Below are 12,985 nucleotides of genomic sequence, written 5' to 3'. Positions count from 1 at the left end.
TGGGCCGCGGCTTCTTCTTCGGCATGTTCTCCATCATGGACATCCCTCTCCGGGTGTAACCCCAGATCTCCGGATGTCCGCCAAACCGAAGCAACCCCACTGCTGACCCCGCTCGTCGAGGCGATCGCCACCGGCGACGCGGAGGCCGTCCGGGCCGCGCTGGTCGCGGTGCCCGACGAACCACGGGCCTTGCTCTTCGCCCGCCGCATCGCCGAGGCCGCCGACCTGCGCGGGCTGCTCCGGGCCCACCCCGAGGACGCCGGCCTGCTCGTGCTGACCGCCCGGCTGCTGCACCACATGGCCGCGCAGCGCGACCACCGCTCCGCGATCCTCGACTACCTGCCCGCCCGGTCCGTGTACGAGGCCCTGGTCCGGCACGCCGACCGGCTGCCTCCGACCCCGGAACACCAGTCGCTCCTGCTCTCGATCGCCCTCGACCTGCACAGCGGCCCCGCCGTACTGCTGAACTGGCGGCCCGGGCGGCGCCGGGCCCTGCTCGACGCCCTGGACCGGCTGCCGGCCGAGGTCGCGCGGGAGCCCGTACCCGACGACCGGAGAGCGGAGTGGTTCCGGCGCACCCGGGACCTGCCGTTCGCCCGCACCGCAGCCGGCGGCCGCCCGCGGTGGGAAGTGGTCGCGGTCCACACCGGCGCGTCCTCGCCCACCGTCGAGACCCGGATCCTGGTCGACGGGCTCCCGCTGCTGCCCGCGCTGTTCGACAAGGGGCCGGGCAACCCGCCCGAGCTCCTGATCGACACCGGCGGCCTGCGGGCCGGACCTGAGCCGCGGGAGGTACAACTCGCCGAGGCGAGCTGCACCGAGGGCTGCTGCGGCGCGCTGTACGTGACGATCCGCCGGGACGGCGGCGAAGTGGTGTGGGACGGCTGGCGCGGGGCGGTCGGCCCGCCGCCGCCCGCGTACCGTTTCGACGCGGCCGCGTACGACGCCGAGGTCGACCGCGCCGAGAAGGACGAGTCCTGGTGCTGGCCCGCCCGGCGCACGGCGCGGCTGATCGCGGCAGGTCTGCGGGAGCGGCCGGAGCTGCTGCGGCGGTGGGATCTCGGCGTCACCTGGGTCGGGACGGATGTGCGTGAGCCGCACACGACGGTGGCGCGGCTCGTGTTCTCGGCGCCGGACGGCGCCGAGGACCGGCACGGGCAGCCGCTGCGGCTGTACTTCGAATGGCGGCTGCCCGATGACGGCAGCCCGCCCGAGGAACGGGCGGCCGCCGCGCTGGAACGGATCGTGAGGTCCGACCCGAAGGGCTTCGCCCGACTCCACCGCGGCAGCAGCGAACTCGCGGCGTCGCTGGGCTACAGCTGGGCGGACGGGGCAGGCCAGGACACGTAGGAACGCGACGGCCGGCCGGGGAACGCACCCCCGGCCGGCCGTCGATGTGCTTCAGCCGGTCCAGACGATCGACTGGACCTCGCTGTACGCGTGCAGGGCGTACGAGCCCACGTCCCGGCCCACCCCCGAGCGTTTGAAGCCGCCGAACGGCGCCTCCATGTTCCGGCCGATGGTGTTCACCCCGACCCCGCCCGCGCGCAGTCGCCGGGCCACGCGGAACGCGCGCGCCGAGTCCCCGGACCACACGTAGCTGATCAGGCCGAAGTCGCTGTCGTTGGCCAGCGCGACCGCCTCCTCCTCGCCCCCGTCGAAGGGGACGACCACCACGACCGGGCCGAAGACCTCCTCGCGGACCACCCGCATGTCGTTCGTGCAGTCCACCAGCAGGGTGGGGGCCACGTAGAAGCCCCGGCCGTCGCCGACCACCGGGCGCTCGCCGCCGTACGCGAGCCGCGCCCCTTCCTTCTTGCCTAGCTCGACGTAGGACTCCACGCGGTCCCGGTGCGCGGCCGAGATCACCGGGCCGACCACCGTGCCCCGCTCCCCCGGGTGTCCGACCTTCATGAAGGCCAGGTAGCCGGTCAGCTTCTCGATCAGCTGCTCGTAGACGGAGCGGTGGGCGATCACCCGGGTGGGTGCGGTGCATATCTGGCCGGAGTAGAAGGAGAAGGTCGTCCCGATGCCCATCACGGCCGCGTCCAGGTCGGCGTCGTCCAGGACGATCGCCGCGCCCTTGCCGCCGAGCTCCATCAGCTGCCGCTTCATGGTGCGGCCGCAGACCTCCGCGATGCGCTGGCCGACGGCGGTGGAGCCGGTGAAGGACACCATGTCCACGTCCGGGGAGTCCACGGCGGCCTCGCCGACCTCGACGGACTGCCCGTTCACGACGTTGACCACGCCCGGCGGCACCCCGGCCTCCGCGAGGGCCTCGGCCATCTTGAACACCGACAGGGGGTCCTGCGGGGCGGGTTTGACGACGACCGTGTTGCCCATGGCGAGCGCCGGGGCCACCTTGCCCGCGGGGTTCGCCCACGGGTTGTTGTACGAGGTGATGCAGGTGACCACGCCGACCGGCTGACGGACCTCCAGCGCGCCCAGGACGGCGGCCTTCCCCATCGGTCCGGCCTCGGTGACCTGCGGCGGAAGGCCCCGTTCCACGGGTTCCAGGGCGCCCTTCGCGTACCGGCGGAAGCGGGCCACGCCCACCCCGACCTGCATGCCGCGCGCGATGCCGGTGGGGGCGCCCGTCTCCGCCTGGGCCAGCGCCGCCCACGGTTCGTACTCCCGCTGGATGATGTCCGCGGCCCGGTCGAGGATCGCCGCCCGCTCCTCGGGACGGGTGCGCGACCAGGAGGTGAAGGCCTCGGCCGCGGCGCGGGCCGCCTCCTGGACCTGGGCGCGGGAGGCCTCGGGGGCGAGCCCGACCACCGATTCGTCCGCCGGGTCGATGACCTCGTAGTGGCCGCCGGCGGGTTCCACCCATTGCCCGCCGATGTAGAGCCGCTGCGGATCCGTCATCGGGTGCTCACCGTCCTCGTGTCCCGGCCCGAGCGGAGCACGGTCCCCGGGACCGCGCCCGTCACCTCGTCGTCGCGGATGGTCTCCACGCCGTTGACCCGTACGGAGACGATCCCGATGGCCCGCGCGTCCAGCCGCGGGCTGTCCCCGGGCAGGTCGTGGACCAGGGTCGCGGGACCGGCCTCGATGCGCTCGGGGTCGAAGAGGACCAGGTCCGCGTGGTAGCCCTCGGCGATCCGGCCGCGTTCGCGCAGCCCGAACAGCTGGGCCGGGTCGTCGGTGAGCATCCGTACGGCCTGCTCCAGCGGGACCAGCTTGCGGCCGCGCAGGCAGTCCCCGAGGAAGCGGGTCGTGTACGGGGCCCCGCACATCCGGTCCAGGTGGGCGCCCGCGTCGGAGCCGCCGAGCATGACGTCCTCGTGCTGCCAGGTCTCCTGGCGCAGGGCCCAGCTGGCCGGGTCGTTGTCGGTGGGCATCGGCCACAGGACGGTGCGCAGGTCGTCGTTGGCGCAGATCTCCACCAGGCAGTGGAAGGGGTCCTGGCCGCGCTCGGCGGCGATGTCGTTGACGACGCGCCCGGAGAGCCCCTCGTTCTCCTTGCTGTACGTGTCACCGATGACGTAGCGCCCGAAGTTGGCGAGGCGGCGGAAGACTCCGGCCTCCTTGCTGTCGGCGCGGCGCAGCATCTCGGCCCGTACGCCGGCGTCGCGGAGCCTGGCGATCCGTTCGGGGACGGGCAGGCCGAGGACCTCGCCCCAGCCGGGTATGAGGTTGAGCGCGCAGAAGGTCCCCAGCGACATGTTCATGGGGGTGAGGATCGGCATGGTCAGTGCGACGATCCGGCCGCCCGCCTTGCGGGCGCGCTCGCTGGGGACCAGCTGGCGCGGCACCCGTTCGGGGACGGAGGCGTCGATGGTGAGGACGTTCCAGTTCAGCGGGCGGCCGGCGGCCGCGCTCATGTCGACGAAGAGGTCGATCTCCTCGTCGGAGAACTGGTCGAGGCAGCCCGCGACGATCGCCTCCAGCTGGGTGCCCTCGTGTTCGGCGACCGCCCGGGAGAGGGCGAGGAGCTCGGCGGGCCGGGCGTGCCGGGAGGCGACGGGGGCGCCGGAGCCGTCGGAGTGGGTGGAGGACTGGGTGGTGGACAGGCCCCAGGCGCCCGCGTCCATGGCGTCGTGGAAGAGGTCGAGCATCTCCTGGAGCTGCTCGGGGGTGGGCTGGCCGCCGACGGCCGCCTCGCCCATGACGTGGCGGCGCAGGGCGCAGTGTCCGACCATGAAGCCGGCGTTGACGGCGATCCGCCCCTCCAGGGCGTCGAGGTACTCGCCGAAGGTGGACCAGGTCCAGTCAACGCCCTCTTCGAGCGCCTTGAGTGCCATGCCCTCGACCTTGCTCATCATGCGGCGCGTGTAGTCGGCGTCCTCGGGGCGGGCGGGGTTGAGCGGGGCCAGGGTGAAGCCGCAGTTCCCGCCGGCGACGGTGGTCACGCCGTGGTTCATGGAGGGGGTGGCGTACGGGTCCCAGAAGAGCTGGGCGTCGTAGTGCGTGTGGGGGTCGACGAAGCCGGGGGTCAGGACGAGGCCGGTGGCGTCCTCGCTGGTGCGGGCCTCTTCCGTGACGGTGCCGGGGTCGGCGATGGTGACGATCCGGCCGTCGCGGATGCCGACGTCCGCGACGCGGGCCGGGGCGCCGGTGCCGTCCACGACGGTCGCGCCCTTGATCAGGTGGTCGAGCATGACGTCCCTTCTGCCTGTGTGCGCGTTGCGCGCCGTGTCCTGGGGCTCCGCTCCCCGCGGGTGCACGGTCCGGCCCCCGCGACGGCGCCGCAGCCGCGTGCCCCGGCCGGAGTCCGCCGGGCCGGCCGCGGCCACGGCATGACTCCGGCCGGGGCCGGTTGCGGGGCGGCGGTCCGGGAAGACGCCGCCCCCGTTCTCCCCGCGGGCTACGCGCCTTCGCGGAAGCGGGTCGTGCGGTGCACGGGGTCCGTGTCGATGTGCGGGATCACGTGCTCGCCGATGAGCTTGATGGTGGTCATCGTGTCCTCGTACGAGACCCCGGTCGGCAGGCCGAAGGAGAGCTGGTCGGCACCGGCCTGCTCCCAGCGCTTGCACTGGGCGCGGACCTCGGAGGGGTCGCCGCAGATGAGGAGTTCCTCAGCGATCAGCAGCTCGATGATCTCCGCGTTGTACTCGGGCAGGGTCTCGGGCCACTCCGGGATCGCCTCGGGCCGCGGGAAGGTGTCGTGGTAGCGGAAGACCAGCGACTGGAAGCGGTTCATGTTGGCGTTGACGGCTATCTCGACGGCCTTGTCGTGGGTCTCGGCGCAGATCGCGGTCGAGGTGACCATGACGTTGTCGTTGACGAAGGCGCCGATGGCCTTGGCCTCCTGGATGGCCGTCTTGTACTGCTCCAGCACCCACTCCATGTCGGAGACCTTCTGGACGCTGAAGCCGAGGACGCCGAGGCCCTTCTTGGCGGCCATCGCGTACGAGGAGGGGGAGCCGGCGGCGTACCACATGGCCGGGTGGGCCTTGCCGTACGGCTTGGGGAAGACCTTGCGCGGGGGCAGCGACCAGTGCTTGCCCTGGAACCCCTCGTACTCCTCCTGGAGGAACATCTTGGGGAACTCGGCGATGGTCTCTTCCCAGATCTCCTTGGTGTGGTTCATGTCCGTGATGCCGGGCATGAAGCCGAGGATCTCGTGGCTGCCCGCGCCGCGGCCGGTGCCGAACTCGAAGCGCCCCCTGGAGAGGTGGTCGAGCATGGTGACCTTCTCGGCCACCTTGACGGGGTGGTTCACCGGGGCGAGCGGGTTGAAGATGCCGGAGCCGAGGTGGATGCGCTCGGTGGCGGCGGCGAGGTAGCCGAGGAAGACCTCGTTCGCCGACAGGTGCGAGTACTCCTCCAGGAAGTGGTGCTCGGAGGCCCAGGCGTACTTGAAGCCGGACTTGTCGGCCTGGATGACGTACTCGGTCTCCTCGACGAGCGCCTTGTGCTCTGCCTCGGGGTCGACCTTGGACCGCGCCTCAGGCACGTATCCCTGCACGAAGAGCCCGAATTCCAAGGGGGTTCACCGTCCTTTGGTTTCTGACGTTGCGTCAGATTTGATGTCTCGACTGTTCCACCGCGAGGGCGGGAGCGTCAATACCTGACGCTCCATCAGATGACCTCAGAGAATGCTGACCCCGGCCATCCAGCCGCCGTCGATGACGAAGGGCTGGCCGGTGATGTACGAGGAGTCCTCGCTGCTCAGAAACAGGGCCAGCCGGGCCACCTCCTCCGGCTGCCCCACCCGCCCCATCGGCACGACCCGCTTGTACAGCTCCGCCATCGCGTCCCGGGCCTCGTCGGTCATCCCGGCCGGATCCAGCAGCCCCGGATTGGCCATCGGGGTGTCCACGGCCCCCGGGCACATCGCGTTCACCCGGATCCCCTTGGCGGCCAGCTCCAGCGCGGCCACCCGGGTCAGCCCGAGGACGGCCGCCTTCGTGGCCGCGTACGTCCCCACGTACGCCATGCCCGTCAGGCCGGTGTACGAGGAGGTGTTCACGATCGTCCCGCCACCGGCCGCCTCGATCTCCGGGGCCACCGACTTGATGCCGAGGAAGGCGCCCACCTGATTGACCTGGACCACCTGCTGGAACTCCTCCAGCGGGGTCGCGGTCAGCTCGTTGAAGCGCAGGATGCCCGCGTTGTTGACCAGGCCGTCGATCCGGCCGAAGGACTCCTTCGCAGCCGCCACCGCGGCCGCCCAGTCCTCCTCGCGGCTCACGTCCATCCGCACGTACCGGGCCCGGTCCTCGCCGATGTCCTTGGCCACCGCCGCGCCCTGCTCGTCCAGCACGTCCCCCAGGAGCACCTTGGCCCCCTCGGCGGCGAAGAGGCGCGCCTCCTGCTCGCCCTGCCCGCGCGCCGCACCCGTGATGACGACGACACGCCCGTCCAGCTTGCCCATGCCGGTACTCCTAGTCATTGAGGTGCGGCGCGACCTCGGCGCCGAACGCGGCTATCTGGTCCACGAGTTCAGCGCGGTCCCGGCTGCGGAAGCGCACCTGGATCTGGTCCACGCCCAGCGCCTTGTACTCCCGCAGGGACTCGGCGAGCGCCTGCGCCTTGCCGGTGAGGGCCCGGCGGCCGGTGTCCCAGCCGGGCTCGCCCACGTAGAGCGCCTCGGTGATGGCCCCGAACTCGATGGGGTCCTCGTTCCCGGCCTGCGCCCGGAGCTCCCTGATGCGGGCGATCTGCGCCGGGAGCCGGTCGCGCGGGTCGCCCTGCGGCAGCCAGCCGTCCCCGCGCAGGGCCGCGCGGCGCACCGCGGGACCGGAGGAGCCGCCGACCCAGACGGGGATCCGCTCCTGGGCGGGCCGGGGCAGCTGCCCGAGGTCCTTGAAGGAGAACAGCTCGCCCTCGAACTCCGGGTACTCCTCGGGACCCAGGGCCGCCCGCAGCGCGTCCAGGGTCTCGTCGAGCACGGCCCCGCGGCGCGCGAAGTCCACCCCGAGGACCTCGAACTCCTCCTGGACGTGCCCGGCGCCGACACCGAGGATCAGGCGGCCGCCGGACAGGTGGTCGAGGGTGGCGTACTGCTTGGCGCTGACCAGCGGATGGCGCAGGCCCAGGATCGCGACGTGGCTCAGCAGGCGCACGTGCTCGGTGATCCCGGCCAGGAAGGAGAGGGTGGCCACCGGGTCGTACCAGACGGTGCTCATGGGGCCTGCGAGCCGCCGCGGGATCGCGACGTGGTCGCAGGTGGCCAGGTAGCCGAAGCCCGCCCGGTCGGCGGCCCGGGCCACCTCGGCGAGGTCGGCGGCCGTCGCGGACGCCTCCCAAGGCTCGGCGTAGATGGTGCTCTGCGACTGGACGGGGAGCTGCATCCCGTAGACCAGCCGCCCTTGGGTAAACACGCGCGCCATGCCGGGCCCGCCTCGCCTTCGTCTGCCGATTCGTCATACCGGTGCCGGGGCCATCGTCGTAGCTGACGGTTCGTCAGACAAGGGGGCGGGACGGACCGTAGCGCGGACGGGGCCGGAATTGCCCGGCCACCCGCCGGCCACCGGACGGCCCCGGACGGCCCGGTACGGCCCGGGTACGGCCCGGGACGGCCCGGGTACGGCCCGGGACGGCCCGGGTACGGCCCGGGTACGGCCCGGGTACGGCCGGGGACAGCCGGGGACAGCCGGGGACAGCCGGGGACAGCCGGGGACAGCCGGGGGACGGCCCGGGGACGGCCGGCTGCCACCGCCCAGGCCCGAGGACGTGAGCGTTCCCCTCGCACGCCGCGCTCGCTAGGGTGCGCGCGTGGACCTGACTCTCACATTGGTCAGCGGGATCGCCTGGACGCTCGTGTACGTGGAGGCGATCCGCGTCGGGCTGCGGGACCGCACCTACGCGATGCCCGTCGCCGCGCTCGCCCTGAACTTCGCCTGGGAGGCGACGTACGCCGTCCACGACCTCACCACCGGGCCGTCCGCACAGGGCGTGGTGAACGTGGTGTGGGCGACGGCCGACGTGGTGATCGCCTACACCTACCTGCGCTTCGGGCGGGCCGAACTCCCGGAGTTCGTCACCCGGCCCCTGTTCGCGGCCTGGTCGGTCCTGCTGTTCGGCACCGGATTCGCCGTGCAGTGGCTGTTCCTGGCGCACTTCGGGGTGCACGACGCGACGCGGTACTCGGCGTTCCTGCAGAACCTGCTGATGTCCGGCCTGTTCATCGCCCTGTACGCCGCCCGGCGCGGCCCCCGCGGCCAGTCACTGACCATCGCCGTCGCCAAATGGCTGGGGACGCTGGCCCCCACCCTGCTGTTCGGGGTGCTGGAGGACGCACCGTTCATCCTCGGGCTCGGCATCCTGTGCAGCGTCTTCGACCTCGCCTACATCGGACTGCTGCTCCGGCCCCGCCTCAGAAGCCTTCCGGCCCCATCACGATCACCGGCTTAGCCGCCGGGTCGAGGGTCTCCAGGACCTTCTGCATCGCCGCCTTCGGCAGACCCACACAGCCCTGCGAAGGGCCGTCGTGGTCCACGTGGAGCCAGATGTTGCCGCCCTTGTCCTCGCCCTCCGGCTTGGCCGGATCCAGCGGGGACCGGCCCGGCCTGCGGTTGAAGTCGATGGCGACGACGTAGTCGAAGGAACCCTCCAGGGACTCCCCGTTCACCCCCCGGCCCGTGGCGACGAAGGAGCTGCTCTCGTCGTACGGGAGCCGCGTGCCCGGCGGCGGCGACAGCAGGCCGCCGGCGTCCGTCAGCGCGAAGACCCCCTGCGGGGAGGTCAGGTCGCCGTAGGTGCGCTCCGTGGACCAGCCCTTGGCCCCGTTGCGGGCCGGCCAGCTCGCGACCCGCACCCAGTCGGCCCCGGCCGCGGGGCGGGTGTAGAGGGTCGCCGTGGACTCCGAGGAGTCCACCGCCTTGCCGGTGACCAGGACGAGCTGGAGGGACTCCGCCGGGATCCTGGCCCTGGTCCCCTCGCTGATCCCGGTCAGGCCCTGCATGGGATCCCGCGGGGCCTTGCGCGCCGCCCGGTCCTCGACGGCCTTCGGCCGGGCGTCCGAACGGGCCTGGAGGGCGGCCCCGGAGGCGACCTGGGAGTCCTGGGCGACGTACAGCCACCCCGCCCCGAAGGTCATCAGACCGAGGGTGGCGGCAAGGGCCACGCGGCGGGACGCGCGCGGCGTGCGCGTCGTACGCGGCCTGCGCGGGCTACGGGAGCGGGCTCGGGCGTGCTTGCTCATCACACCGACCGTACAGCAGCCGATCTTCCGAGGCGGGCAGCGTCAGGGGGCACGCACCGGATGCCACACCCTCACGGCCCCCGGCCTGCCGCTGCACTCACCCTGCGCTCACCCTGGTCTCGCCCTGCACTCACCCTGGTCTCGGCCTGCGCTCGCCCTGGCCCCGGCCCGGCCCCGGCCCGCACGTACGGACGTCCGTACGGATGTCCGTGCGGGCATGCGTGCGGGAGGGAGGCGGGCGGGGCGGGGGCCGGGTACGGGCGGGATCCGGATGCCGGCGCGACGCGGGCGGTCCGCCTCCGGCCGGTCCCTGCAGCCCCCTCCGCAAAGCCCTGGCCGGGGCATACGCTGAACTGATGGAAAATCTGGCACGAACTCCACGTCACGCAGCACGCGTTGTCATCGTCTCCCCCGCCGGATCGGTCTTCCTCTTCCGCGAGAACAACGTGGAGGTCGGCATCCACTGGCTGCCGCCCGGCGGCGGCATCGACCCCGGCGAGAGCCCCGAGGAGTGCGTGCGGCGCGAGCTGCGCGAGGAGACCGGGTGGACCGACCTGGATCCGGGCCGGCTCCTGTGCACGTGGGAGCACGACTTCACGCACCAGGGCATACCCGTCCGCCAGCACGAGCACATCTACGTCACCACCGGCCCCCACCGCGAACCTGTCCTCGAAGAGCCCGGCATCCACTGGCAGTGGCTCTCCCCACAGCGCCTGGCCGCCCTCGGCGAACCCCTCTGGCCACCGCGCCTGCCGGACCTCCTGGCCAACGCCCCGGCCGAACCGGTCCACCTCGGTCTGCTGGCCTAGGGCCCACGAAGGCCTCGGCCGGCGAAGGCCTCGGCGGAGCCGGGTCGCGGCTCATCGCGGCCGGGACCCGTGGCTAGGCCCCACGGCTCCGCAGCACGGCGCGCACCTCGGCGACCAGCGCCCGCGCGTCCGCCACCGTGGCCGCCAGCGCCCCGGCACTCCCGCCGCACTCCCCCAGCAGGCGGCGCACCCGCGGGCCGAAACCGGGCGGGGCGGACGGCAGGGCCTCGGCGACGGCCAGCGCCCCCTTCTCGTTCAGGCACCAGCGCCGGTCCTCGGCGAACATCGCCTGCACCAGCACCCCTACCGCCCGCGACAGGCACAGCGCGACGTGCAGCGTGTCCTCCCGCTGCGCGCCCTTCGCGGCGGCCTCGACGAGGAACTCGGCCTCCCAGGCGCCCGCCGCCAAGGCCTGCCGCAGCGCCTCGGGGTACTCGGCGGTCCGGTGCCGCAGCTCCGTCAGCTCCCCGCCCGGGTCGGCCAGCACCTGACCGAGCGCCACCTCACCGGCGTAGCAGGGCGACCAGAAGCCGAGCGGATGACCCGCCTGCACGCCCACCTCGTACCGGCCCTCGCGGCAGTCCGCCCAGACCCCTTCGACCCGGTCCAGGTCCCGCAGGATCCAGTCCACCGCCACGCCGTCGACGCGCAGCCACGCCCCGCCGTTCACCCAGGGGCCCCAGCCTCCGGGGCCGGCCACCTCCACGCCGGGTCCGGCGAGCGTGCCCAGCGCGGCGAGGTCGAGCCCGCCGCGGTAGTACACGCCGAGGTCCCAGTCCGACTCCGGCCGGTGCTCCCCGCGCGCCCGGCTGCCGCCGAGCATCACCCCCACGACGCCGGGCACTTCGGCGAGCCGGTGGGCCATTTCCTCGATGATCTTCAGCACGGGCCGATTCTGGCACCCGCCCCCGGGACGGGGCGAGCGCTTACGGAGGCGGGCGGACCTCAGCGCGCGCTGGGGCCGGTCCCGGCTTCGGCGGTGGGGGTGCGGGTGGGGGTGGGGGTGGGGGTGACTGTGGCGGCCTTGGCCGTAGCTGTGGCCTTGGCGTACAGCGAAGCCGCGTAGTCCCCGAGGACGGTGCTGGTCGAGACGTCGTCCGTGTCGCCACCGGTGAGGATGCCGACGATCTTCCCGTCGCGGGCGATCCACGCGCTGCCGCTGGTGCCGCCGGGGAAGTCGGCGCAGTCGAAGCGCTGTTCGGTCGGACTCTGCCGCACAGCCACGGCCGTGCACGTACGCGGAACCTTGCGGTCGGCGGGGTAACCGGTGACCGTGACCTCTTCGCCCGCACGTCCGCTGGTGTCCAGCACGGCCGCGCCGGTCACGTCCTCTATGGTGCGGCCCTTGTCGTCGGGGGCGAGGCGGGCGAAGGCCAGGTCGTACGCGTCGTCCGTGCCTTCGGCCCAGCGGTCGTCCTCGAAGACCTCCTCCAGCTTCCACGTCCCGTACGGCGCAAACCCATTGGCGTATGCGGGTGCGAACACCGCTTCCCCGTCCTGCACGCCGTCGAGTAGACAGTGGCCGGCGGTGATGATCAGGTTGCGGCCCGGGCTCTGCACGACGGTCGCCGTGCAGAAGTGGTCGCCGTCGAGACCGCCCGTGAACAGGGCCCCGGTGAAGGCGGCGGGGCCTCCGGGCTGAGGCGTGACGGGCGGCGGCAGGGTGGTTGCGGGAGGGGTCGAGAGCTGCGGCTTCGCCGCTTGCGATCGCGACGACTCCGTCGCCGACCCCGTGGGCGCAGCCTTGGCCCGCGCCGCAGGAACCCCCTCGGGCGGCGGCACCAACACGGCCACCGCTGCGGAAGCCCCCAAGGCCGCCGCAGCACACAGCACGGCCGTCACCACGGTCCGCTTGTCCACCGGCATGATGATCCCTCCGCCTTTGCCCCGGCGAAGCATGCCCCGGAGTCGGCGCGAGGTGCAAGGCGGGGCGGCTCGGGGGGCCGTTACCCCTTGGCCGAATCAGAGAAGTCTTGGGGGATTCCCGTCAGTCCCACGGTCCTTCCGTGCCGGGCCGGGCCCTCAAGGGCGCTCCCGTCCCGACACGGAAAGACAAGGACTGTCGGGAAGCCCCCAAAGGATGGTCTCCTGGGGACAAGCCACAGGGACGGGGCATCAGGGTCCCGGCGGGCACGGCTTGCGGGGGGCCGAGTCGCAGCCCGGCCCCGGCCAGCAGCCCGGCAGGGTCGGGGGCACGCGTCAAATCGCTACGCGCTCCTCACCGTTTAGCGTCCGCGGCCCGTCTGTGGCCGTTCATAAGCCGCCACAGATCGCTACGCGCTTCTCCCGCTCAGCGTCTGCCACCCGTCTGGGGCTGGACATAGGCACACAGGCCGCCGGTGCCGACTTTTCGCGGCGCGAGCGGGCGCCTGCGGGCAGTGGGGGAAGTTGGGGGCCGGTGGGAGCCGGTGGGGGCCGGTGGGAGCCGGCGGGGGCGCCGATGGAGGCCATTCGGGCGCCATTCGGGGCCAACTGGGGCCGTTGGGGGCGGAAAACGGCCCTCTCGGAGTCTGTCGTTGGATTATTCGGCATTTCGCTACATCTCGGCGCTTTCCACTCCCCAAAGGGCCGCCAAATGGGG

Annotated in this window: 11 protein-coding genes; 3 read left to right on the top strand and 8 right to left on the bottom strand. The window is 72.8% G+C overall.

Features of this window, described 5'->3' with window-relative positions:
- The first annotated feature begins 168 nt into the window (after positions 1–168).
- Positions 169–1,350 carry a hypothetical protein gene (locus tag IO30_RS0128570; protein WP_051902648.1) on the top strand — a complete coding sequence of 394 codons (1,182 nt, stop codon included), beginning with the start codon at positions 169–171 and terminating at the stop codon, positions 1,348–1,350.
- A gap of 51 nt (positions 1,351–1,401) precedes the next feature.
- Here IO30_RS0128570 and IO30_RS0128565 read toward each other — a convergent pair whose 3' ends face one another.
- The 5 genes from IO30_RS0128565 to IO30_RS0128545 form a co-directional block, all read right to left on the bottom strand.
- Positions 1,402–2,868: an aldehyde dehydrogenase family protein gene (locus tag IO30_RS0128565; protein ID WP_031147631.1), complete on the bottom strand. Its 1,467-nt coding sequence runs from the start codon at positions 2,866–2,868 to the stop codon at positions 1,402–1,404.
- On the bottom strand, positions 2,865–4,604 hold the full coding sequence (locus IO30_RS0128560; RefSeq protein ID WP_031147629.1) for an N-acyl-D-amino-acid deacylase family protein: 1,740 nt from the start codon (positions 4,602–4,604) through the stop codon (positions 2,865–2,867). The genes IO30_RS0128565 and IO30_RS0128560 overlap by 4 nt, the downstream gene beginning before the upstream one ends.
- Before the next feature lie 206 nt (positions 4,605–4,810).
- On the bottom strand, positions 4,811–5,932 hold the full coding sequence (locus tag IO30_RS0128555) for an LLM class flavin-dependent oxidoreductase (protein ID WP_031147627.1): 1,122 nt from the start codon (positions 5,930–5,932) through the stop codon (positions 4,811–4,813).
- Between the two features lie 105 nt (positions 5,933–6,037).
- Complete coding sequence (locus IO30_RS0128550) at positions 6,038–6,823, bottom strand: SDR family NAD(P)-dependent oxidoreductase (RefSeq protein ID WP_031147625.1); 786 nt, start codon at positions 6,821–6,823, stop codon at positions 6,038–6,040.
- Between the two features lie 10 nt (positions 6,824–6,833).
- On the bottom strand, positions 6,834–7,781 hold the full coding sequence (locus IO30_RS0128545; protein WP_031147623.1) for an LLM class F420-dependent oxidoreductase: 948 nt from the start codon (positions 7,779–7,781) through the stop codon (positions 6,834–6,836).
- Positions 7,782–8,166: 385 nt separating this feature from the next.
- On the opposite strand from IO30_RS0128545, the gene IO30_RS0128540 reads away from it, so the two are divergent.
- Positions 8,167–8,805, top strand: a complete 639-nt coding sequence (locus IO30_RS0128540) for a transmembrane-type terpene cyclase (protein ID WP_031147620.1) — start codon at positions 8,167–8,169, stop codon at positions 8,803–8,805.
- On the opposite strand, the gene IO30_RS0128535 is transcribed toward IO30_RS0128540, so the two are convergent.
- Positions 8,768–9,595 carry a L,D-transpeptidase family protein gene (locus tag IO30_RS0128535; protein ID WP_031147618.1) on the bottom strand — a complete coding sequence of 276 codons (828 nt, stop codon included), beginning with the start codon at positions 9,593–9,595 and terminating at the stop codon, positions 8,768–8,770. The genes IO30_RS0128540 and IO30_RS0128535 overlap by 38 nt on opposite strands.
- Positions 9,596–9,951: 356 nt before the next feature.
- Here IO30_RS0128535 and IO30_RS0128530 point away from each other — a divergent pair, with 356 nt between their 5' ends.
- Entirely contained in the window at positions 9,952–10,404 is a 453-nt protein-coding gene (locus tag IO30_RS0128530) for an NUDIX hydrolase (protein ID WP_031147616.1), read from the top strand.
- A gap of 73 nt (positions 10,405–10,477) precedes the next feature.
- Here IO30_RS0128530 and IO30_RS0128525 read toward each other — a convergent pair whose 3' ends face one another.
- Together IO30_RS0128525 and IO30_RS0128520 are read right to left on the bottom strand one after the other, a co-directional pair.
- Positions 10,478–11,269 carry a DUF4037 domain-containing protein gene (locus tag IO30_RS0128525; protein ID WP_078904847.1) on the bottom strand — a complete coding sequence of 264 codons (792 nt, stop codon included), beginning with the start codon at positions 11,267–11,269 and terminating at the stop codon, positions 10,478–10,480.
- Between the two features lie 80 nt (positions 11,270–11,349).
- The gene (locus IO30_RS0128520; RefSeq protein WP_237403445.1) at positions 11,350–12,270 is read right to left on the bottom strand and encodes a trypsin-like serine peptidase; all 921 of its coding nucleotides are present in this window, start codon (positions 12,268–12,270) and stop codon (positions 11,350–11,352) included.
- Positions 12,271–12,985: the final 715 nt, after the last annotated feature.

The organism is Streptomyces xanthophaeus (assembly GCF_000725805.1).
Taxonomy (GTDB): domain Bacteria; phylum Actinomycetota; class Actinomycetes; order Streptomycetales; family Streptomycetaceae; genus Streptomyces; species Streptomyces xanthophaeus.
Note: the sequence above shows the minus strand (reverse complement) of the source record. Positions and strands in the feature narration are given on the sequence as shown.

Excerpts from the sequence above, each read along its gene's own strand:
- IO30_RS0128565 (WP_031147631.1), bottom strand. The coding sequence starts at position 2,868 with ATGACGGATCCGCAGCGGCTCTACATCGGCGGGCAATGGGTGGAACCC.
- IO30_RS0128560 (WP_031147629.1), bottom strand. The coding sequence starts at position 4,604 with ATGCTCGACCACCTGATCAAGGGCGCGACCGTCGTGGACGGCACCGGC.
- IO30_RS0128550 (WP_031147625.1), bottom strand. The coding sequence starts at position 6,823 with ATGGGCAAGCTGGACGGGCGTGTCGTCGTCATCACGGGTGCGGCGCGC.
- IO30_RS0128545 (WP_031147623.1), bottom strand. The coding sequence starts at position 7,781 with ATGGCGCGCGTGTTTACCCAAGGGCGGCTGGTCTACGGGATGCAGCTC.
- IO30_RS0128535 (WP_031147618.1), bottom strand. The coding sequence starts at position 9,595 with ATGAGCAAGCACGCCCGAGCCCGCTCCCGTAGCCCGCGCAGGCCGCGT.
- IO30_RS0128530 (WP_031147616.1), top strand. The coding sequence starts at position 9,952 with ATGGAAAATCTGGCACGAACTCCACGTCACGCAGCACGCGTTGTCATC.
- IO30_RS0128525 (WP_078904847.1), bottom strand. The coding sequence starts at position 11,269 with ATGGCCCACCGGCTCGCCGAAGTGCCCGGCGTCGTGGGGGTGATGCTC.
- IO30_RS0128520 (WP_237403445.1), bottom strand. The coding sequence starts at position 12,270 with ATGCCGGTGGACAAGCGGACCGTGGTGACGGCCGTGCTGTGTGCTGCG.